The organism is Winogradskyella aurantia (genome assembly GCF_002266855.1).
Taxonomy (GTDB): Bacteria; Bacteroidota; Bacteroidia; order Flavobacteriales; family Flavobacteriaceae; genus Winogradskyella; species Winogradskyella aurantia.
Genome location: NZ_NGJN01000003.1, coordinates 458,148 through 479,467, shown reverse-complemented (window position 1 = coordinate 479,467; position 21,320 = coordinate 458,148). Strand labels below are relative to the sequence as shown.

Annotated in this window: 23 protein-coding genes and 1 tRNA gene; 14 read left to right on the top strand and 10 right to left on the bottom strand. The window is 37.0% G+C overall.

Features of this window, described 5'->3' with window-relative positions:
* Positions 1–54 precede the first annotated feature (54 nt).
* Positions 55–552, bottom strand: a complete 498-nt coding sequence (locus tag CA834_RS07930; protein WP_094968145.1) for a DUF456 domain-containing protein — start codon at positions 550–552, stop codon at positions 55–57.
* A 124-nt stretch (positions 553–676) separates the two neighbouring features.
* On the opposite strand from CA834_RS07930, the gene CA834_RS07925 reads away from it, so the two are divergent.
* Genes CA834_RS07925 through CA834_RS07910 form a run of 4 tightly spaced genes read left to right on the top strand, consistent with a single transcriptional unit; the run spans position 677 to position 5,097 of the window.
* Positions 677–1,036, top strand: a complete 360-nt coding sequence (locus tag CA834_RS07925; protein ID WP_094968144.1) for a BlaI/MecI/CopY family transcriptional regulator — start codon at positions 677–679, stop codon at positions 1,034–1,036.
* A 2-nt stretch (positions 1,037–1,038) separates the two neighbouring features.
* Complete coding sequence (locus CA834_RS07920) at positions 1,039–3,435, top strand: M56 family metallopeptidase (RefSeq protein ID WP_094968143.1); 2,397 nt, start codon at positions 1,039–1,041, stop codon at positions 3,433–3,435.
* Between the two features lie 10 nt (positions 3,436–3,445).
* The gene (locus CA834_RS07915) at positions 3,446–4,579 is read left to right on the top strand and encodes a tetratricopeptide repeat protein (RefSeq protein WP_094968142.1); all 1,134 of its coding nucleotides are present in this window, start codon (positions 3,446–3,448) and stop codon (positions 4,577–4,579) included.
* A 41-nt stretch (positions 4,580–4,620) separates the two neighbouring features.
* The gene (locus tag CA834_RS07910) at positions 4,621–5,097 is read left to right on the top strand and encodes a hypothetical protein (protein ID WP_094968141.1); all 477 of its coding nucleotides are present in this window, start codon (positions 4,621–4,623) and stop codon (positions 5,095–5,097) included.
* Positions 5,098–5,116: 19 nt separating this feature from the next.
* Here CA834_RS07910 and CA834_RS07905 read toward each other — a convergent pair whose 3' ends face one another.
* From CA834_RS07905 to CA834_RS07895, 3 genes are read right to left on the bottom strand one after another with little or no spacing between them, the layout of a single operon-like run.
* Positions 5,117–5,980: a hypothetical protein gene (locus CA834_RS07905; RefSeq protein ID WP_094968140.1), complete on the bottom strand. Its 864-nt coding sequence runs from the start codon at positions 5,978–5,980 to the stop codon at positions 5,117–5,119.
* 50 nt (positions 5,981–6,030) lie between these two features.
* Complete coding sequence (locus CA834_RS07900) at positions 6,031–7,179, bottom strand: glycosyltransferase (RefSeq protein WP_094968139.1); 1,149 nt, start codon at positions 7,177–7,179, stop codon at positions 6,031–6,033.
* Entirely contained in the window at positions 7,176–8,132 is a 957-nt protein-coding gene (locus CA834_RS07895) for a lysylphosphatidylglycerol synthase domain-containing protein (RefSeq protein ID WP_240507509.1), read from the bottom strand. The genes CA834_RS07900 and CA834_RS07895 overlap by 4 nt, the downstream gene beginning before the upstream one ends.
* Positions 8,133–8,171: 39 nt before the next feature.
* Here CA834_RS07895 and CA834_RS07890 point away from each other — a divergent pair, with 39 nt between their 5' ends.
* Genes CA834_RS07890 through CA834_RS07865 form a run of 6 tightly spaced genes read left to right on the top strand, consistent with a single transcriptional unit; the run spans position 8,172 to position 12,258 of the window.
* The gene (locus tag CA834_RS07890; RefSeq protein ID WP_094968137.1) at positions 8,172–8,810 is read left to right on the top strand and encodes a cell envelope biogenesis protein OmpA; all 639 of its coding nucleotides are present in this window, start codon (positions 8,172–8,174) and stop codon (positions 8,808–8,810) included.
* A gap of 1 nt (position 8,811) precedes the next feature.
* Positions 8,812–9,366, top strand: coding sequence for a crossover junction endodeoxyribonuclease RuvC (gene ruvC, locus CA834_RS07885; protein WP_094968136.1), 555 nt, complete (start codon positions 8,812–8,814; stop codon positions 9,364–9,366).
* Positions 9,366–10,499, top strand: a complete 1,134-nt coding sequence (gene hemW, locus CA834_RS07880) for a radical SAM family heme chaperone HemW (RefSeq protein ID WP_094968135.1) — start codon at positions 9,366–9,368, stop codon at positions 10,497–10,499. The genes ruvC and hemW overlap by 1 nt, the downstream gene beginning before the upstream one ends.
* Positions 10,496–11,245 carry a cyclase family protein gene (locus tag CA834_RS07875; RefSeq protein WP_094968134.1) on the top strand — a complete coding sequence of 250 codons (750 nt, stop codon included), beginning with the start codon at positions 10,496–10,498 and terminating at the stop codon, positions 11,243–11,245. The genes hemW and CA834_RS07875 overlap by 4 nt, the downstream gene beginning before the upstream one ends.
* A 45-nt stretch (positions 11,246–11,290) precedes the next feature.
* A complete protein-coding gene (locus CA834_RS07870) occupies positions 11,291–11,899 on the top strand; it encodes a DUF4230 domain-containing protein (protein WP_094968133.1) in 609 nt (202 codons plus the stop codon).
* Entirely contained in the window at positions 11,896–12,258 is a 363-nt protein-coding gene (locus tag CA834_RS07865) for an MmcQ/YjbR family DNA-binding protein (protein WP_094968132.1), read from the top strand. The genes CA834_RS07870 and CA834_RS07865 overlap by 4 nt, the downstream gene beginning before the upstream one ends.
* A gap of 3 nt (positions 12,259–12,261) precedes the next feature.
* Here CA834_RS07865 and CA834_RS14650 read toward each other — a convergent pair whose 3' ends face one another.
* The gene (locus tag CA834_RS14650) at positions 12,262–12,411 is read right to left on the bottom strand and encodes a hypothetical protein (protein WP_165764772.1); all 150 of its coding nucleotides are present in this window, start codon (positions 12,409–12,411) and stop codon (positions 12,262–12,264) included.
* A gap of 246 nt (positions 12,412–12,657) precedes the next feature.
* Here CA834_RS14650 and CA834_RS07860 point away from each other — a divergent pair, with 246 nt between their 5' ends.
* Positions 12,658–12,948, top strand: coding sequence for a hypothetical protein (locus tag CA834_RS07860; protein WP_165764771.1), 291 nt, complete (start codon positions 12,658–12,660; stop codon positions 12,946–12,948).
* An 81-nt stretch (positions 12,949–13,029) separates the two neighbouring features.
* On the opposite strand, the gene CA834_RS07855 is transcribed toward CA834_RS07860, so the two are convergent.
* Both CA834_RS07855 and CA834_RS07850 read right to left on the bottom strand, forming a co-directional pair.
* Positions 13,030–13,503 carry a YybH family protein gene (locus CA834_RS07855; RefSeq protein ID WP_094968131.1) on the bottom strand — a complete coding sequence of 158 codons (474 nt, stop codon included), beginning with the start codon at positions 13,501–13,503 and terminating at the stop codon, positions 13,030–13,032.
* A gap of 42 nt (positions 13,504–13,545) precedes the next feature.
* Positions 13,546–14,646: a DUF4407 domain-containing protein gene (locus CA834_RS07850; RefSeq protein WP_094968130.1), complete on the bottom strand. Its 1,101-nt coding sequence runs from the start codon at positions 14,644–14,646 to the stop codon at positions 13,546–13,548.
* Between the two features lie 140 nt (positions 14,647–14,786).
* Here CA834_RS07850 and CA834_RS07845 point away from each other — a divergent pair, with 140 nt between their 5' ends.
* Positions 14,787–15,944: an acyloxyacyl hydrolase gene (locus CA834_RS07845; RefSeq protein WP_094968129.1), complete on the top strand. Its 1,158-nt coding sequence runs from the start codon at positions 14,787–14,789 to the stop codon at positions 15,942–15,944.
* Between the two features lie 129 nt (positions 15,945–16,073).
* On the opposite strand, the gene CA834_RS07840 is transcribed toward CA834_RS07845, so the two are convergent.
* Both CA834_RS07840 and CA834_RS07835 read right to left on the bottom strand, forming a co-directional pair.
* Entirely contained in the window at positions 16,074–17,705 is a 1,632-nt protein-coding gene (locus CA834_RS07840; protein ID WP_094968128.1) for a M56 family metallopeptidase, read from the bottom strand.
* Positions 17,706–17,707: 2 nt separating this feature from the next.
* Positions 17,708–18,073, bottom strand: a complete 366-nt coding sequence (locus CA834_RS07835) for a BlaI/MecI/CopY family transcriptional regulator (protein WP_094968127.1) — start codon at positions 18,071–18,073, stop codon at positions 17,708–17,710.
* A gap of 122 nt (positions 18,074–18,195) precedes the next feature.
* Here CA834_RS07835 and CA834_RS07830 point away from each other — a divergent pair, with 122 nt between their 5' ends.
* On the top strand, positions 18,196–19,584 hold the full coding sequence (locus tag CA834_RS07830; protein ID WP_165764770.1) for a M28 family peptidase: 1,389 nt from the start codon (positions 18,196–18,198) through the stop codon (positions 19,582–19,584).
* Between the two features lies 1 nt (position 19,585).
* Here the strand turns inward: CA834_RS07830 and CA834_RS07825 are convergent, their stop codons facing one another.
* Positions 19,586–20,974: a dipeptidase gene (locus tag CA834_RS07825; RefSeq protein WP_094968125.1), complete on the bottom strand. Its 1,389-nt coding sequence runs from the start codon at positions 20,972–20,974 to the stop codon at positions 19,586–19,588.
* A 107-nt stretch (positions 20,975–21,081) separates the two neighbouring features.
* Here CA834_RS07825 and CA834_RS07820 point away from each other — a divergent pair.
* A tRNA-Leu gene (locus tag CA834_RS07820) sits at positions 21,082–21,166 on the top strand.
* Positions 21,167–21,320: the final 154 nt, after the last annotated feature.

Genomic DNA, 21,320 nt, shown 5'->3' with positions numbered 1-21,320 from the left:
GAAAAGAACCTGACGACAATTGTCGTCAGGTTTTTTTATGTTAATAGCAAACGATTAAAACCAGCTCCCGGAATGCCCGGATAGCTTCACTATAAAAAAACCTAAGAAGATAATAGACAAAATAAACTTCATAAATGTAGAAGCCACAAATCCTAAAAACGAACCAAAGGCCGCTTTAATGGCTTTGTCAAAGTCATTGCGATGTATCATTTCACCGACCAGGGCGCCTATAAATGGCCCAATCACAATACCAAAGGGTATAGGAGACAACAGGCCAACAATTAAACCAAGTGTAGTACCTATCATTCCCAATCTACTGCCCCCAAATCGTTTGGTACCAATAGCAGGGATGATATAATCAAGAATATAAATAAACACCGAAATTAATAGCGTCACTATTAAAAAGGTTGAACTCATCTCTACACCAGCAGTTAAATGTAATACCAATAATCCGGCCCAACTGGTTAAGGGTCCGGGTATAACTGGCAAAAAACTCCCGGCTATACCTAAGAGTATGAGAAAAAATGCTAGAAGCGTTAAGAATAATTCCATAATTATTGACTCTACGAATAAGACGCAGAAAGCCTAGAGACGTTACATTTTAAACTAAATAGTTAGTTCAAACTAAAAATTTAGTTATATTTGTTTTAAGTTATAACTAAAACTTTAGTTCGTTATGAAGCAATTAACCAAAGCCGAAGAAGAAATTATGCAAGCATTATGGCAATTAAAAAAAGCCAATGTTAAATCGGTAATAGAAATTTTACCAAATCCAAAACCTGCATATAACACAGTTTCAACAATAATAAGGATTTTAGAATCTAAAGGTTTTGTTGATTATGAAAAGCAGGGGAAAGGACATATTTATTTTCCTTTAGTAAAAAAAGAAGCCTATAGTAATCAATCCATAAATAAATTGGTAGATAATTATTTTCAAGGCTCTTTTAAAAGTATGGTATCATTCTTTGTGCAAAAAAATGATGTTGACGCTAAAGACATAGAGGGATTACTTAAGGAAATTAATCAAAACAAATAATTATGCTATATAACATTATACAGATTGTAGCTTTTCAAGCTCTTTTTTTATTGGTTTATGATTTATTTCTGAGAAAAGAAACTTTCTTTAATTATAACAGAGCCTATTTATTGATCACATCAATGTTATCACTGGTCTTGCCTTTTATTAAGTTCCCAGATTTGAAAGCGATGACTACAAAAGATGTGGTTATTCAATTACCAGAAGTCTTTATTGGGACAAAAATGCCAACACAAAATGATATTCAAATTGCGGAGCAAGCCGGAATTATTATAGAGCAACCATCTACGCCACTTTGGCAAATTATTGTATTTGTTGGAGGTATTATAGCGCTAACTATATTCCTATATAAAATGATAAAACTTTATTGGATGAAGCACCAAAACCCTAAACACTGGAGGGGAAACGTGCTTATTGTAAAGCTTCTAAAAAGTAGTGCAGCATTCTCGTTCTTTAATACTATTTTTTTAGGAGAGCGTATTCCAGAGGATGAGCAACCAACCATTTATGAACACGAATTGGTTCATATAAAGGAATGGCATAGTCTTGATCTGTTATATTTTGAGGTTTTGAGAATAGTACTTTGGTTTAATCCATTGGTTTATATGTACCAAAATAGAATTAAGGAACTCTACGAATATATTGCCGACGCTAAGGCCATAAAGCAAAACGGAAAATCGAGCTATTATCAGACTTTATTAAATCAGGTATTTGATGTAAACACTGTGTCGTTTACTAATACATTCTTTAAAACATCATTAATCAAAAAACGAATCGCCATGTTACAAAAATCAAGATCAAAACAACTGAATCTTTTAAAGTATGCACTTTTGATTCCATTACTTTTAGGAATGTTAATTTACACTTCTACTGAGGTGAGAGCGCAGGAAAAAGTTGAAAAAACAGAAGAAACGATTTCCCAGGAAACGACAGAAGAGCAGCTCATTAAAAAGTATTATGACGAAATGGTAGCCATGGAGAAGAACGGTGCCACTTTTATGGAAATTGCCAAGTATGCCGGCATGAATAAAGCAAACGACAAATACATAGTTTCGAAAGAAGAATTTTTAAAATCTAAAGCATACATACGTTATATGTCCGATAAGTCTGGGAAAGGTACCTCAACAGACAATGATCTTGAAACAGCCGAAAAAATGAAACTTCGTTTTACGTATTCAGAATATAGATCGTGGTTGAAAACTAGAGAGGCGAAATCTTTATGGGAGGCTAGAATTAAAGATGGTGAGCGCAAACTATTTGTTGATGACATGTTAAATAAAACTGAAGAAGAACAAAAACGGTATGATGCTTTATTGAATCAATTAGAAACCGATGAATCGGTTGAAAAAGTAATAATAACAGATGGAAAAAGTTTACTAACTGTTTACTCAACTCAGAAAGATGAAGTACATGAAATAAATATATCTGCAGAAACTTCCGTTGAAGTTCCATTTTCAATCATTGAAGAAGTCCCAACGACAAAAGATTGTAAAGACTTAATAACAAATGAAGAGCGCAGAAGATGCATGAGCCAATTCATTGCAAAGCACGTTAATGCCAACTTTAATATAGACTTGGCGGATTCCTTAGGTATTAAAGGGAGACAACGCATTTTTGTAGCTTTTAAAATAGACAAGAAAGGCCTGATAAAGGATGTTAATGCCAGGGCAGCACACCCAGAGTTAGAGATTGAAGCTGTTCGTGTTATTAAAACCTTGCCACAGTTTACACCAGGAAGACAAAAAGGCGAGACAGTAGTGGTGCCTTATTCTTTACCCATTGTATTTCAAATAGGGGGAGGAGAGGAAGATTCTAAAATGTCTAATTATCGGATTTCTATGGATTCAATAGAAAACAGGGAACTTACAAAGGTTACTGAGCTTAGAGCGCTAAGGGATCGTATTTTGCAAAGTTCAAATGCAACCAATCCTGATGTCGTTAATTTGAATAACCAGATAGATTCCATTAGAAAGGTCCAACTCCAAAAACAGGGTTTTTATGAAAAAACGGAAACTGAAGAACTCGCTTTTAGCACTGTAGATGTTGCCCCGACGCATACAGACTGTAAACGCATTGAAACCAATAAAGAACGAAAAAAATGCACCTCTAAGGCAGTAGCTATGTTTGTCAATAGAAATTTTGATATGGATTTAGCAGGGTCATTAGGATTATCAGATGAAAAGCAACGCATTTTCGTCCGATTTATCGTTGACAATCAAGGTTTAATAAAAAATAGCGATGCGCGAGGCCCTCACCCTAAATTAGAGGAAGAAGCCAAACGGGTAATTCAGCTTTTACCTCAATTTATTCCTGGAGAACAGGATGGCCAGAAAATCGATGTAGCCTTTAGTTTGCCCATTCAGTTTCAGATTGTAAATGATGATAAGATAAAACATTAAAAAATATTAAATGAAGATACAACTAACTGTATTCATTTTTTTAATAGGAATTACATCCGCTTCGAGCCAAAATCAGCTCCAACAAGCGGATGACCTTTTTGCCCTTGGCAATTATTCTAAAGCTATTGAAAATTATAAGGCCATAGATAATTTAGAGACCGTTTACGACAAAATAGCCAAAGCTTATATTGCCATTGGTAATTATGGAGAGGGTATAGCCTATTATAAAAAAGCAATTGTAGCTAATCCAGAAGACGACCTTTTACAATACGACTATGCAAAACTCTTAATACGTACTAAAAAGTATGGTGCAGCAAAGCAATTACTGCACAATCTTATTGTGGAAGACAGCCTTAATCCAAACTTTCATTACGAAATGGGCTTGGTTTTAGAAAAGCAAAAGGATACTTTGGCCTTAGAGGCGTTTAAAAAGGTCTATACATTAGATAAAACCCACCAAAAAGCCATCTTTAAGGTAGCCAAACAGCATATTATTAAGCGTAACTTTAAAGAAGCGCACCGCCTCGTAGATGAGGGGCTAGGGTTTTATGCTGACAATGTGGAACTTATCAGTTTAAAAGCGCAAGCCTACTACTTTCAAGAGTACTATACGCATGCCGTCGTCTGGTTTAAAAAACTAATTGAGCTAGGGGAAACTTCAGAATTTATTCATGAGAAACTCAGTTTGAGCTATGCACAGAATTCCGATTATGAAGATGCCATTTACCATCGAAAAGAAGCATTAAAATTTAACTCTTTTGATGCGAATGCCATCTTTGTTATTGGTAGTTACTATGAGCGTTTAAGTGATTTTGAAAAAGCGGAGTCTTACTATAGGAATGCTTTGGAAATTAAAGATGTCTCTTTAGCCAACGAATATCAGAGACTTGGGATAGTTTTAAATAGGCAGAAGAAATATGACGAAGCCATAAAAGCCTTTCAAGCCTCGATAATAGAGGATCCAACAGACATTATGACCGAATTCTATTTAATTAGAACAAAAGACGAATATTACGCTGATACAGATACAAAAATTATGCTTTATGAAAAGTTTAAAGAAAAGCACAAGGGTGGTCCTCTTTCTGCCGTAGCGGATAGGAGACTTCAAGAACTTAAACAAGAAAAATTTCTAGAGAAAAACTAAAATCTAAAAATATTGTACTTTTCGGTATCAGAAATGTATCAATGAGACGTATTGCTTTTCTTTTTGTTTTACTGTTCCTTTTTGCTTGTGATGATCTAGAAAAGAAAAAATTGAACTCCGAGGAGTTGCTAAAGCAAGAATTACAGACCTTTAATTGGAATGATGTGGATACCTATCCTACCTTTGATAGTTGCGATTCCATAACCGTTAAAGCGGAAAGTAAAGCGTGTTTTCAAAACACACTAATTGGTCATGTTACCCAATATTTGCAATCTCGGAATATTGTTGTTTCTAAAGATGTGGATGATGTCCTTTCCATACAAATTGTTATTGACAGAAACGGAGACTTGGAAGTTCAATCTATTGATGCCAAACCGGAAACCTTAGAGCAGATTCCCGAGATAGATAGTTTACTCAGGGAAAGTTTAAGAAACATACCCAAAATCTATCCAGCCCTAAAACGAGGTCAACAGGTGTCAACGGCATTTGAGCTTCCGGTAATTGTTCGTATAGAATAGGGTTATAAAGACCAGCGAGCTAGAGGTTAAACTTGTAGCCTATAGAAATATCAGTAGAAAAATTCCCTTGATTATCCAGAAAAATAGCGAATAATTCCCCGTAAATGATAGTGATAAAACTATTCTTGCCCACTTTTATATCAGAACCTATACCAAAAATAAAGGGGATGTCAAACGCCGTGTTACTTTCATTCCGCTCCATATTGTTGGCATCTGTAAAGGTGACATCAGAAAAATTTAAGGTGGCTAATTTCACCTGACCATAGATTGAGAAAGCCGATTGGTTAATGATCCGGTAGCGGTAGCCCATTGAGAATTCTGTAGCAGCATAGGGGAAATCGTCAGAATCAAAAGCATGTCTTAGCTGCAGAAAACCAGAGTGTCGCGGTAGAACATTGGCTTCATAGATTTCCAATTCTGCACCTATGAGGGGATTTTTTGTGTTATCAGGGTTACTTACAAAGGGGTTGTTGGTTAATCCCCCAGAGACGCCTAACCTAAACTGAACATCGCTTTCTGTCGTAGACGAGATATAAGATGCGTCTACCGAAGCGTTGTAGTGGTCTATAAAATTCCTGAGGCTGTACAAGGTGAGCTTTAATTTTTCTGTGGACATACCTTGGGTTAAATCACTAAGAATAGATTTGTATTCCTCTTGATATGTTCTACCCTCATTTTTGGTATTCTTCAGTTCGACTATGGAACCGTCATTGGTTTTGACAAAATAGCGGTATTCATTATCTATAATATTCCAAAGCAAATCTAACTCACCTTCAATTTCTGTCTTTAGTTCTAAAGTTTCTCCATTTATTGTATAGGTCTCTTGACCGTAATGCACTTGAAATACCAAACAGGCTAATAGGGACAATAAAAACGTTCTCATCTGATTATTGGGCTTGATTAAAGTAAATCTACGAAAATTTTAATAGTACCTTATTTTTTAAAGCTCCGGCCTTTCCATTCGTAAGACTTAAAAAAGGTGAGTATCACTATATAAAGGCTGAAAAACGGATATAAAACACTTGAAAGTATATAGGAAAACAACACCTGTTCTTGGTTAAAAAAACGACTTGCTTTAAATAGTAATAAAAAGTCAATGCAAAATTTCAGGATAAAAAGTAATATCGCCACTCGAAGACTTATTAGGTTCATTAGAAATAGCGGTATCAAGCTAACACATCCAAGATTGCCAAGAATAACTAGACCGCCAACCAATTTTGAAAACCAATGACTAGAAGTGCTGGTTTTTGAAGCCCAGCGCAAGTGCTGTTGAACAAGTGCCTTAAAAGTAGCTTCTGGAAAAGTTGACACAATGGCCATTTTACATTTTAAATAGCGGACCTTTAGCTTGGATGATTTTAGAAACTTGTGAAGCAAAAATATATCATCGCCACTGGCACTATCAGAATTGCCTTCAAAGCCTTTCAGTCTAATAAAATCAGATTTGCAATAGGCAAAATTTGCCCCGTTGGACATAAAGGGTTGATTTAGCCCAAAACCACCTATTGTAGCGCCCTGTAAACTTAATATCTCCGTAGCCTGAAAACGTTTAAAAAAAGACGTACCGTTGGTGTACTTTATCGGTGCAACTACACAATTGGGGCTATGGGTTTGAATGAATTCGTCAAAGGCATCTAGCCAATATCTTGGAAAGGTACAATCAGCATCAGAGGTGATTATCCACTCGTATGTTGCGTTTTGGAGCGCCGTTGTAATGGCGTCTTTTTTTGGCGAACCACTCTGTCGTTCGTTTTTTATGATTTGGATATTTTGTAGGGCTGGATTTTTTTGAGCTTTATCGTCCCTGAGATGTGTTTCAATTAAAGCGACGGAATTATCCTCAGAATTATCATCGACCAAAATCACTTCATAGAGCCCTTGCGGATAGTTTAAGCTTGAAAGCGATTGGAGCATACGCGGTAGATACTGGGCCTCATTTCTAAAGGGAATGACTATGCTAAATCTTGTTTTTGGGGCAATATCCTGTAAACTAAACTCCTCAACAGCATCAAAACCTAGAACAAATGACCCTATTAAAAGTAAATACGCAATACTAATACAAATTAAAATTGTGGTAATCATGCTTGAGGTTCAGGGAGTTTAAAATTCAAAACATAATAACTTCCAAAAAAACTGGGTAGCGCAAAATTTAAGAGCCACATTAAGGTGGTAATGCATAAAATACTAAGATCATTCACCTCAATATAGTCAAAGAGGAAAATGGCCACGCTGCCTTTAATGACCACATCAAAAATGGTGATGGAAGGTACTACTGATGCTAAAAAGTACATGCTCGTAATGACCACCATGGCGTCGAGATACGAAATATCCGTACCAAATAGGGTGAGCAAATAATAGAACTGAAAAGAAAACACGAGGTAGCGCAAAAAGGAAAGGCCTAAATTCCACAAATGAGTACTGAGCGTTAGCTCTTTTATAAAGTTAATAATTCGACCTATGGAAAATCCCTTGATACTAAATCGTTTCTGCCGCACCCCAAATACAAAAAACACACCTAGCACGAAAAGAAAAAGGAAAAATCTATTGATGTTATGGTAATTTAGTTCAACTGGATAGCGTTTTACAAATATAAATAGGCCTACAACACCGCATAAGGTTGTAACAGTCATTTGGGCCATGTGGCCCAACAAGTTCACTAATACAATTTTCTTTCGATAAGGCTTTTCAAAATACATCGCTTTGGCTCCGTAATCTCCAATACGATTAGGGGTTACAAGGGATGCTGTGAGTCCACCGAGACTTTGCTCCAGCGCATTTTTAAAAGAAATTGATGTTATGGGCTTAACTAGGGTTTTCCATTTTAGGATTTCAAGTGTCCAATTGGTAAAACTCAAGCCTATAAGGATACTAAAATGCTTCACGGAAAAGGTTTGGTTTGCCTTCAGAGCATCAAGGAATTCGGCTAAGGTTAAGCCCTTGTTTTCCGACAGTCTTGCGAAAATAAAATAAAATGCGCCAAACACTATGCTCAACTTAATAAGCACAACGAAGAATTGCTTAGTTTTGTAAGGCATGTTAAAACGCATGGTGCAAATTAAATCAAAAACTTACAGATGCTGCACTTTTTTAGATTTTCATCTCTATTGTTCTTGTTTAGTATTGGGATCCAAATGGGCAACGCACAGTTTAAGCAAACCACTAAATGGAAAGCACTTATTGCCTTAGGAATTAACTACCCTACAACCGATGGTTTTGTAGAGGGAACTTATGCACAATCCGTTAATTTTCCTACGGTGAATCTTGGTATTCAACATATGTTTAAAAGAACTTATGGTGTTAAATTAGACTATGGCTTTAACCGTTTTAAAAATGATGATGGTTCTCCGGAATTTAAGATAAACTATTCGCGGATAAATGCGCAGTTTGTATTTGACCCTACAGATTATCTCGGTTTTATACCCGTACGTATGAGGACGATCCTACATGCTGGTCCTGGGTTTTCATTTACTAGCCCATTGGGAAATTTAGGAGAAAACAAACAGTCTTACCTCAACGTCTTGGGTGGTATGGAAATCCATTACGCCATTAACGAGAAGGTTTCTGTTTATACGGATGTGGCTTATATTTACGGACTCACCTCATTAGAGGATTACAATCCCGTTTTAAGCGGACTTGGCGCATTTAATGGAAGTGTCTTTAATATTACGTTTGGTTTAGCCGTATCTTTAAGTGGTTGTCAATTTTGTGATTAAAATGAAGGAAGATAAAATTATTTTAGGTATTGATCCAGGAACAACCATCATGGGGTTTGGGCTCATTAAAATTGTAGGTAAAAAAATGGAGTTTATGCAGCTTAATGAGTTGCTGCTTAAAAAGTATGATGACCCTTACATAAAACTAAAGCTCATTTTTGAGCGCACCGTGGAACTCATTGACACCTTTCATCCCGATGAAATAGCGATTGAAGCCCCATTTTTTGGGAAAAATGTGCAAAGTATGCTAAAGTTGGGCAGAGCGCAAGGCGTAGCTATGGCAGCGGGACTTTCGCGTGAAGTACCAATTACCGAGTATTCTCCTAAAAAGATAAAAATGGCTATTACCGGTAATGGTAATGCCAGTAAGGAGCAAGTCGCTAAAATGCTTCAAAGTTTATTAGCCTTAAAGGAATTACCCAAAAATTTAGATTCTACGGATGGTCTTGCCGCGGCAGTGTGCCATTATTATAATCAAGGACGTGTTGAAATTGGTAAGAGCTATACAGGGTGGTCTGCCTTTGTAAAACAAAATGAAGGAAGAGTTAAGAAATAGTGGCTGGTATTTATCTTCATATCCCATTTTGCAAACAAGCCTGTTACTACTGTGATTTTCATTTTTCCACTTCCTTAAAAAAGAAAGAAGAACTCATTAACGCTTTAGCAAAGGAACTTCAACTTCGCAAGGATGAATTTAAAAATACAGCTGTAGAAACCATCTATTTTGGTGGAGGTACACCGTCGTTATTAACGAATGACGAATTACAATTTTTGATTGATGCCGTATACAAAAACTTCAATGTAATAGAAAAACCGGAAATAACACTTGAGGCCAATCCCGATGACCTTTCTAAAGATCGATTGGTCGAACTGTCAAAAAGTCAAATCAATCGACTTTCCATAGGGATTCAATCTTTTTTTGATTCAGACTTAAAATTGATGAATCGCGCACACAACGCAGAGGAAGCTCACATCTGTTTGGAGCAAGCCACAACATATTTCGATAATATTTCCTTGGACTTAATTTATGGTATTCCAGGGGCGAGTAATGAACAGTGGTTAGAAAATATAGAAACGGCTTTGAGATATACTATTCCTCATATATCGAGTTATGCCCTAACGGTTGAGCCGAAGACAGCCTTGGCATCCTTTATCCAAAAGGGTATTATTGAAGCTGTTGATGACGACAAAGCCCATGAGCAATTTCACATTCTAAAAGATAAATTGGAAGCTGAAGGGTTTACACATTACGAGCTATCAAATTTTGGCAAGGAAGGCTATTTCAGTAAAAACAACTCGGCCTATTGGCAAGGAAAACCATATTTGGGGATTGGGCCATCAGCGCATTCGTTTAATGGTCAACAACGTGGATGGAATGTTAGAAACAACATCAAATACATAAAGGCCATTCAAAATAACACCTTACCGATGGAAACCGAAACCCTAACCAAAACAGACCAGTATAACGAGTACATCATGACAGGGCTGCGGACTATTTGGGGTGTTTCATTTATTAAGATTCAGCGAGACTTTGGAAAAATCTATTTAGACTATTTAATTGATCAGGCTCAGGTTTTTATAAACCAACATTTGTTGTATATTGATAATGAGCACTTGAAAGTAACAAAAAAAGGACAATTTCTGAGCGATGGTATCGCCTCAGAATTATTTAAATTAAACTTATCTTGATAACCGTAATTCACTATAACTCTAGAAAATTAAAAATAAACTTAGCAGAGCCCTTAGATATATCCATTCCACTTCGTGGCGATGCATCTAATGTTAACGCCTGGTACCTAGACCCGCCAAAGATTGAACCTGAAACTATTGATGGTCAGGTAATAAGTGTAAAAGAAGGGGCCTCTGTTAACTTTAATACCATTACGTTTAATCCACATGCTCATGGCACCCATACGGAAACCATTGGTCACATCACAAAGGAAAATTACCCTATCAACAGCTATTTAAAGCAGTTCTTTTTTCTTGCTGAGGTCGTTTCTGTGGCGCCAGAGAAGCAAAATGACGATTATGTCATCTCAGCCAAGCAATTACAGTTTGCCATAGGCAATAAAAAACGAGAGGCTCTGGTTATACGCACGCTGCCCAATATGGGCGATAAAAGGTCTAAGCAATATTCCCATACCAATTGGACCTACTTAGAGGAAGACGCTGTGAAGCTATTGGTAAGAAAGGACATTAAACATTTATTGATTGACCTACCAAGTGTCGATAAGGAAGAAGATGGTGGTGAACTTTTAGGTCACAAGGCCTTTTGGAATTTGAATGGCAGACGTAGAACCGATGCTACCATAACCGAAATGGTTTATGTGCCCAATATGATTGAAGATGGCACATATTTTCTAAATTTACAGATAGCACCGTTTGTTAATGATGCGTCACCGAGCAAGCCTATTTTGTATAAGGTTATGGAGTAAGGCTAAGTACCCAATATTTGAAATTAGTACCCTTTAAGAGGCTATATGGAAACATTTTTTATAATAATCATTAGTTGTTTAATCACACTTGGTTTAGTGACTGTATTTAAACAATGGCAAACCAAAAAGACAACCAATGCGCAGTCAATCCTTTTATTGGACAAAATAAGACGCGTCTGCAAGTTTATAACGGTAGAGGGTGATTTTGCCGAAATATATCATTACGAGGATGTTAAGGAGAAATTCTTAAAACTCATAACAAGTAAAAAGAAGGCTTTAGTGGTTATAAATGCCAAAGCCCATGTTGGTTTTGACTTAGCAAAACTGAAAATGAAAGCCGACCCTAAAACCAAACGTGTGGTACTTTCCCATTTTCCACAACCTGAAATTCTCTCTATTGAAACAGACATCAACTACTACGACAAGAAAGACGGTATGCTCAATAAGTTTGAAGCTTCAGACTTAACGGAATTGCATACTAGGGCAAAATCACATATAAGAGAAAAAGTTCCTGAGAGTGGTTTGTTCAATATTGCAAGGGGAGAGGCGCTCGAAACAATTCATCTCATAGAAACTATAGTGGCAACTATTGGCTGGAAGCTCGACTACTCAGCTTTAAAAATAGAGACCAAAGACCAAAAAGAGCTTAAGTGAATATTGAAGACTACAGAAATTATTGCATGCAAAAAACTGCAGTGACGGAACATTTGCCTTTTGATGATGATGTTCTGGTCTTTAAAGTGTGCAATAAAATGTTTGCCCTGGCCTCGATAAAACAATGGGAATCCGGCAATGGTTACATAAATTTAAAATGTGATCCGGATTATGCCCAAGATTTACGTGCACAATATGAAAGTATAAAGCCAGGCTATCATATGCATAAGCAGCAATGGAATAGCGTTTATGTCCACACTGGTGAATTACCTCCTAAACTCATTTTTGATCTTATAGACCATTCCTACGAGATGGTAATAAAAGGATTGCACAAAAAGTTACGGGAAACCCTTAATTAAAGATTAGTCATCTTTATCGGAATCCTTTTTCTTAAATAATCCAAAACCGATTGGGAACATAAATACAAGGAACAAATAGCGTCCAGTTATAATACCGTATACAGTTATGACTGCAAGGATTGTATAGAGGAGTATTTTTTGATTGTATGTCATACCGTTAATCTAATTCTAAGAAGTTGTTTAAAGGAAAGTATTTCTTCTATTTACTGATAATTAATGTGTTTTATCGAAAAAAATGAACCCTTTTTTCTTGTGGTCTAGCCAAATAAACCCTTTATCGATTTTATGGTTTTTATGCCATATTATCTTCGGATATTTAGGGTATCCCTCGTAATTAATAGCACCAAATTTACTGATTAATAGCCCTGAATTAGTATTAATGATTTAACATTATTTATTATGGATCTCGAAATTACAAGTTACAACAATCGTTTTCAAATTAAGGGGGCGTTAAACAAACTGAACCTTAAAACGTTCAATGCACACTTTGCAAATATATTTGAAAAGCTAGACAATGTGTTTTTAGATATTGGCGAAGTTGAAAGTATTGATAGAGCGGGTGTGATGGCCTTGGCAAGACTTCATAATGAGTCTATTGTTAAAGCCAAGAAATTGTCTATTATTGGTCTGGGTTGTAAAGAACTGTATGATCATTTCAAGACACAGGAAGATTCAACGGTCGCTGCCTAAACCTTAAACATTAGTGAGTACACAAGTGTTTCTAACACCATTTATGCTAAGGTGTAGATGTGTTTAGAGCACTTTTTTTATTTAGCATGACATGTCTGCAATAATTTTCCATTGGTCATCTATCTTTTTAAAGATAATGATAAACACGCCGTCTGCATCACCAATCTCACGGCTTAAATGATATTCACCCATAACCCAATAATTGTTTCCCTCAATTTTTGAAATATCCTTAATCACAAAATCGAGCGTACCACTTTCGGCTTTGGTGGGATATCTTTTCTTATAGTTTTCCAACGTGTTTTCCCAACCTAAGGTTAGGCCGTTGGCACCATAGAATTTAAGCTGGCTACTTTTCCAATAGCCCTCCATAAACCCCTTTAAATCGTGCTTGTTCCAAGCTTTGATTTGGTTCTCCAATACTAAACGAATTCCTGCTTCTGCAAGATTTGGACTGTCCGAAAACGTCGAGGGAGATTCTGTCGTAGTCACATCAGCTTTCACACTAATGCACGACAAACATAGACATGATAAGAAAAAGACTACTACGTACTTCATTCTGATTGTATTTTAATTTGAAATAAAAATACTGACTAAATCTTAAAGTGCGTTCTTTTGGTTTTTAAAAAACGCATCGGCTTGCAATTGCATCAATTCCCGAGCCTTTTTACGTTTGAAGTTTATCACTTCTTCTTCGTCCGCTATGTCGTTATACACTCTATTGTTAATGTCATTATCTGTCTTTAGAAGTAATTTGCGTTCAGCAACCTTCTGCATGGTCCAGGTTTTAACCGTAGTTTCTTGGTCTTCTAGACGAAAATCAAACTCCCCTTTTGGAGATAATAATTTTGCGATAATGGGCGATGTTTCAATAGCTAAAAACAGTAAGAAGATAAAGAATGATGGTAGCCATGGTAATTTACTCAGGGCATTTACACGTGCCATTAGACCATCAAAATTATCAATAATAGGTTGGGAGTCAGACACACTGGTTTTATAATTGTCTTGAAGCATGGCGATTTCTGCTTCTAGAGATGCCATCTTTGCTTTATTCTCCGTTTTTAGATTTTGTAGGTCTATTAAGGCTGCATCATGTTTCTCTCTTTTTTCCTTGTAAACAGGACCTTTGCCTAGAAGTTTGGTTCCTGCGGTGCCTTCGGCTTCAGAAATGTAGGTATCGTATAACGCATTGACCTCAGTTTCTTTAGTGTCTATTTGAGATTGTAAGCTTACAATCTCATTTTCGAGCTCAGAAATTTTAGGATTGAATTGCTCAGCAATTTGGTTTTGATTGGCTAAGGTCAATTCATTTTTTTGTTCGAGAAGTACCTGATTGATTTCTTTTTCAAAAATTTTCAATTCCAAGGGTTTTGAAATGACAACTGCGATAATAACGGCTAGCATAATACGGGGTGTAGCTTGTAAAATTTCATCTAAAATATTGTCTCGCTTTTTAATTGTGGACACGATATAGCGGTCTAAATTAAAAATTAGCAAACCCCAAATAAGTCCGAAGAATACAGAGGAGTAGAGATTATCAAAAACAGTAAAAAGGGCATAACTCGCTGCGATAGTGGCCATAACAGCCGTAAAGAATACAGTAGCACCAATACCGGCATATTTGTTTTGTTCCCCAACGGAGCAGTCGTTTAAAATATCCGTATCTGCGCCAGAGCAAAGGATGAAGAATTGCTTTAACATAAGTGATTGTTTTTTGATTGAATATCTATTAGAACGCAAAATGACTCCAATTGTTACACAATTATCCTATAAATGAAGTATAAGCCATTTTGATTAAGGGATTTTTATTGTTTATTTGTGTAGAACCAATCCGATGTCTTATGAGGTCAATTTTAATTTTCCATTCACTTTTTTTCATGATGGTTGGATTTTTAATGCAAGCGCAATCAGACACCAGTGGTCGATTCAGAACTATCCAACTTAGTGGGCACTCTGGAGCTCATCTTTATGGTGGAGAAGGATTAGATGAGGAGACTTTAGCCGGATACGGTGCTTTTGAGGTAAGATATGCTTGGCAAAATAGTAATACGGATAGTTGGGCCAGTCAATATGGTTATCCTTCTTATGGTATCGGATTTTATTCTGGTTTTATAGGAGACCCCCAAATATTTGGAAATCCCAATGCGCTTTTTGGATTTATCAATTTTCCGATAAGTAAACCCTTTCGTCGTAATGCCTTTAATATTGAACCAGCTCTTGGTTTAACTTATAACCTAGAACCCTTCGATTCAGAAACTAATCCTAGTAACGATGCCATTGGCTCTAGGGTTACGGTGTATTTTAATGTGAATTTTGGTTGGACCTACAAGTGGACTAAGGAAATGGACATTGTATATGGGATCGACTTTACACATTTTAGTAACGGTCGTAGTAATACGCCAAATTGGGGACTTAACATGTTCGGTCTTAACCTAGGCCTTCGCTACCATTACAACGCCGATGAACATAAAATAAATAAAGACCCCTTTGCGGACCGCGTACTCCCAGCTAGATTCCAACGACCTGAACGAAAATTAAATACAAAAGTGGAAAACAACCAAAATATTAATGTTTATGTAGCTGGTGGAACCGTACAAACTTATCCTGAAAACGAAGGTGATAGTTTCAATGAAGAACGCTATACTACCTTTTCAGCCGTGCTGGATTACCAGCATAAGTTTAACAATATGCACAGTGTATCAGGAGGCTTAGACTATTTTTATGATGGTAGCTTGCAAGCACGCTTTCCTGATGATGATAGTCAATATCACCTAGTGGGGATACACGGAGGCTACGATTTTATGTTTTATAAATTTACTTTCCTTGGACATTTAGGTACTTATTTAACGGACAATCGGGGCAAGGAACCTTATTTTGCTCGGGTAGCCGTGCGTTATGATTTGTTTGACTGGGGTTTTGCGCAGGTAGGCCTGAAAACAGATGCCTTTGCAGCTGATTGGATAGAATTCGGAATAGGCTTTAGGCCATTTAGATGGTAATTTCAAAAATTAAAAAACTGCTTCATTCGAGGCTTTTTATTTAGTGGAATGATTAACTTTTTAACTATAGTCTTTAACCACTATATCCAATAGCATAAATTTTGAACAGACCAATCTTATAAAATTAGATTAATCGCTTGGCGTGAAAAGTTTAACTACATATTTTCCAGTAGAATCCTTGTGAGTTGTCATTTCGGTACCTTTTCCCTTATTGGTTTTGGCTATAATTTTTGCCTCATTTGCAGTAATCTCTTTACCATCCATGCTGAAAGACGCCCCTTTTTCCTCCATTGCAATTATGTATTCAATAAATGAAGGGTTTTTTATTGAAGCCGGAGGAGGTGGAGGCGCTGGTGGCTCTTGGTCCTTAATAAGTTTAGGATGTGGTGGTGGCGGCGGTGGAAAACTTGGCCATGGCTCTGATGCTTTCTTTTGAGCTTCTGTCATGATACTATAAATGGCTTTGTATTTCTTAACATCGTTTACTTTTACAATAGGATATGCATTAACGTCACTAGTTGCCTTTGCTTTAGCCATTTTTTCATTAATTGTCTTTGCCCAGGCATTGTAGTCGGCTATTTGTTTTTTTGTGGCTCTTTGTTGTATGGTTGTCGGATTTGATGGATACTTGTCTTCACCATCATTTACATCGAGACCTGGAAATGGATATGCAACAGATTCATTTTTCTGTTGTGCTGACATTCTTTTATAAATCTCTGAGAATTTTATTAAGTCTTGCTCGTTAATAGGTGGAAAAAATGTGGTGTCATCTGAAAGTGATTTACTTTCGGTATGTGTCTTTTTTGCCCAAGCATTATAGGCGGAAATTTCTTTTTCGGTTGGTGGTTTTTGTTCTGTGTATTCTTTGTTTTGTTGGGACAGTTCTAAGGTGTTTTCTTTTACAATATATTCTTTTTCAGCAAAGCTGTAAAAAAGAATAGCAATGATGGGTAGGAGTAGTAAACTACTCAACCACATTCTGGTTTTTGAGGTTTGTGTTTTCATAACTGTAAATCGTTTTTTGATTGATGAATAATTGATGGCACTGGAGAACTGATTCTCTTGAGTGTTTGATGAAAATTGTAATAATATATTTTGATACGCTTTGGTATCGATACCGTCTTCTAAAACAGCTTGATCTGCTAGGAACTCGTGGTTGAGTTTAACGTGATGTTTTATGATGTAAATCAGGGGATGGTACCAAAAGAGTATTTGAAGGAGTTCTAGCATTAGAATATCCGCACTGTGCCATTGTTTGGCATGGGTTTCTTCGTGAATGAGTACTTCTTTGGGGATAGTATGGTTTTTAAATTTCTCTTTATTCAAAAAGATGTAATTAAAGAAAGAGTGTGGTGTGCGATAGTGGTCTAGCAACACATAAATAAATGAGCGCAGGGATAATTGCTCGTGTTTATTTATGGTGATATATAGTTTAAAAAGATTGCTTATAAATCGAAGTGCAAATAGGGCTACGCCTATGCCGTAAAGTGTCCAAAGTAATGTTGACCAGTCCATGGGTTCTGCCGATGAAACCTGAACTTGGGTTGCGATGGGCTTAAAGGCACCAACAATTTCATTTGTACTAACTACAGGTTCTACATAATGGGTGATGCTTAGTAGTGGAATAATAGCCGACGCTACAAGTGTTCCAAGAAGATAAAAACGTTTAAACTTGTGGTTCTTTTGGCCCTCTAGTATGACATAGTAGACCAACCAGAGCACGAACAAACACGCGGTAAATTTGATAAGATAGAGGTCCATTTCTACTTGTTTTTTAATTCGTTATCAATAATCGCTTTCAATTCCTCAAGCTCGGCTTTGCTTAAATCGGTTTTGCGTGTAAAGAAAGACGCAAATTGAGAAGCGCTGTCATTAAAAAAGGTTTTGATCAGACCATTAACATGCTTAGAAAAATAGTCTTCTTTTTTAACCAAAGGGAAGTATTCTCTAGATGTTCCGTAAGTTTTGTAATCCACAAAACCTTTGCCTATCATCCGTTTAAGTAAGGTCGCCACAGTGGTAGTGGCTGGCTTTGGCTCGGGGTAAATGTCTAACAAATCTTTCATAAAAGCCTTTTCAAGCTTCCAGAGGTATTGCATTAACTGCTCTTCGGTTTTTGATAATTGCATATTCTACATATTTAGAATTAACTCTACAAATGTAGAATTAAAAATTGAATTTTCAAAATGCCCCATCATTTCGTGTCGTAAATCCATATCTTTGCTAGGGTTAAAAAAGTAAAATGTCATTCATGAAAAAGATTATCCTCTGTATGCTTTTTGTTTCTGCTACGCTGCAGTTTACTTTTGCGCAAAGTGTTCAAGACCTTATAGATCAAGTGGATATATCCAATCTTCAATTAACAGTGGCTCAGCTTTCAGGAGAAGCGGAAGCAGTCATTAACGGAACCTCTCAAACCATAACAAGTCGTGTGCAAAGCAACAATGATTTGGCGGCAGATTATATTGAAGAACGCCTTTCGGCTAATCCAAATCTCACGGTAGAGGTGCAAGAATTTAATACGGTCGGAAAAAATATTATAGCTACGCAATTGGGTCAAACTAATCCTGATGATATTTATCTCGTTTGCGCACATTATGATTCCGTAACTACCTTTTGTGCCGATGATAATGCCACAGGGGTAGCGGCGGTACTGGAAATTGCACGCATACTCAGTACTCAGTGCATTGACAATACCATTGTTTATGCCCTATGGGATGAAGAGGAAATAGGACTGCGAGGCGCTAATTATTATGCCCAGCTAGCAGCAGATTCGAGTAATGGAAATACAAGGGATAATATAATTGCCGTATTGAATATGGATATGATTGGCTATGATGGTGATGCGCCAGGCACACCTGGCGATAACGATTTTGATATTGATGTCCGTGATATCGCTAACTCCATAAGCATTAAAGATGACTTATTAAACCTGTTGAACACCTATACGTTTGATTTGAATCCCATTGTTGTCAACCCTGGGACTGCAGCAAGCGATCATTCTCGCTTTTGGGCACAGAATTATTCGGCTGTCCTGGTAGGCGAATCTTGGGAAACCAATGACCAAACACCAGATTATCATACGTCTAACGACCGTGTTGATGATATTGATTTTCAATATATGACGGAGCTCACCAAGTTTGTAGCAGCGTATATGACCACCAAAGCCGGTTTAATTTCTGTAGATAACACCATCACCCAAACCGCAACGGAATTAATTGCGAATGATGTCTCAGCGTCTTACCAATGGTATGATTGTGATACGGGTGCGCCAATCGCAGGCGAAACCAATCGCACGTTTACACCAAATTCTAGTGGGAATTATGCTGTTGAGGTGAGTAATGGTAACTGTACGGAATTAAGTTCATGTGTTTCGTTTTCGTTACTTTCAACGGAAGGGTTCGACGCTAATGAAATAAGATTATTCCCCAATCCGGTAACGTCTATTTTAAACATCGAAAATGCTACTCAAGATGAACTTGTATTTACCTTGATGGATATTACAGGAAAAATCATTCATATCCTAAAATCGCAAAACGTATCTGTTTCGCTAAACCTTGGTGATTGGTCTGCTGGAATTTATTTTGTAAAAATAGCTTCAAAGACAAAATCTTCAACATATAAAGTGGTTAAAGCGTAGCCTAAGCGTTCATTTCCGTAAAATATTTATAAAACCACGGAATAGTTTCAATGCCTTTTAAATAATTCCAAATGCCGAAATGCTCATTTGGGGAGTGAATAGCATCGCTATCCAATCCAAAGCCCATTAAAATTGTTTTGCTGTTTAGTTCTTGTTCAAAAAGTGATACAATAGGAATACTACCGCCACTACGTTGAGGAATAGGGACCTTGCCAAAGGTTTGTTCATAAGCTTTTGACGCAGCTTTATAACCCACATGATTTATGGGCGTCACATAACCTTGACCACCATGATGGGGTGTTACTTTAACTTTTACACCAGCGGGTGCAATATTCTCAAAATGTGATTTAAATAAGGCCGTAATCTCATGCCAATCTTGGTGGGGTACCAAACGCATCGATATTTTAGCATAGGCCTTACTCGCAATAACGGTTTTAGCACCCTCACCGGTATAGCCTCCCCAAATGCCATTCACGTCTAGGGTAGGGCGTATACTATTTCTTTCATTGGTGCTATAGCCTTTTTCACCATACACGGCGTCAATATCCAAAGCTTTTTTATAATCTTCAAGTGAGAATGGCGCTTTCGCCATTTCAGCACGTTCTTCGGCAGAAAGTTCTTCTACCTTATCGTAAAACCCAGGAATAGTGATATGGTTATTGTCATCGTGTAATGAGGCAATCATTTTCGCCAAGACATTGATAGGATTGGCAACGGCACCGCCATAGAGACCTGAGTGCAAATCGCGATTTGGACCTGTGACTTCCACTTCAACATAACTCAAACCGCGTAAGCCGGTGGTTATAGAGGGTACATCTTTGGCAATCATCCCTGTATCTGAAATTAAAATAACGTCATTCGCTAGCTTCTCGCGATTGGCTTTTACAAATTTTGAAAGGTTAACACTACCCACTTCCTCTTCGCCTTCAATCATAAATTTTACATTACACGGCAGTTCATTTTGAGAAGTCATATATTCCAAAGCCTTAACATGCATATACATTTGGCCTTTATCATCGCATGCGCCTCGAGCAAAAATGGCACCTTCTGGATGTAAGTCCGTGTTTTGGATTACGGGTTCAAAAGGAGGTGAATTCCATAAATTTAAAGGGTCTGGTGGTTGCACGTCATAGTGGCCGTACACTAATACGGTTGGTAAATTCTTGTCTATCATTTTTTCACCATATACAATAGGATAGCCCTCTGTTTCGCATATTTCAACGTGGTCACAACCGGCCTTCTCAAGGCTTGTTTTTATCATGTCGGCCGTTGTTAATACATCGGTCTTGTAGGCCGAATCTGCGCTAATTGAAGGAATTTTTAAGAGCTCTATGAGTTCGGTTATGAAACGATTTTTATTATCGTTTATGTAGGGTTTTACGGATTGCATAATAGAATTGTGTTTCCAACAAAAATAAGAAAAACTGAAGGGATTATTTTCTTAATTGATTGCTATTTGAATATTGAAACTATTGTTTATATTTGCAATCCTTATTTGCGGGCGTGGTGGAATTGGTAGACACGCTAGACTTAGGATCTAGTGCCGCGAGGTGTGGGAGTTCGAGTCTCCCCGCCCGCACCAAATAAGATTAAAGCTTCTTGGAAACAAGAGGCTTTTTTGTTTTGAGTGATTAATTAGAGTAAAGGAGACAAACATGCTATCCACTTATCATTGTACACTTCATAGTGAGATACAGAAATAGTATAGTTTATTTTTTGACAGGTATCTTAAATAC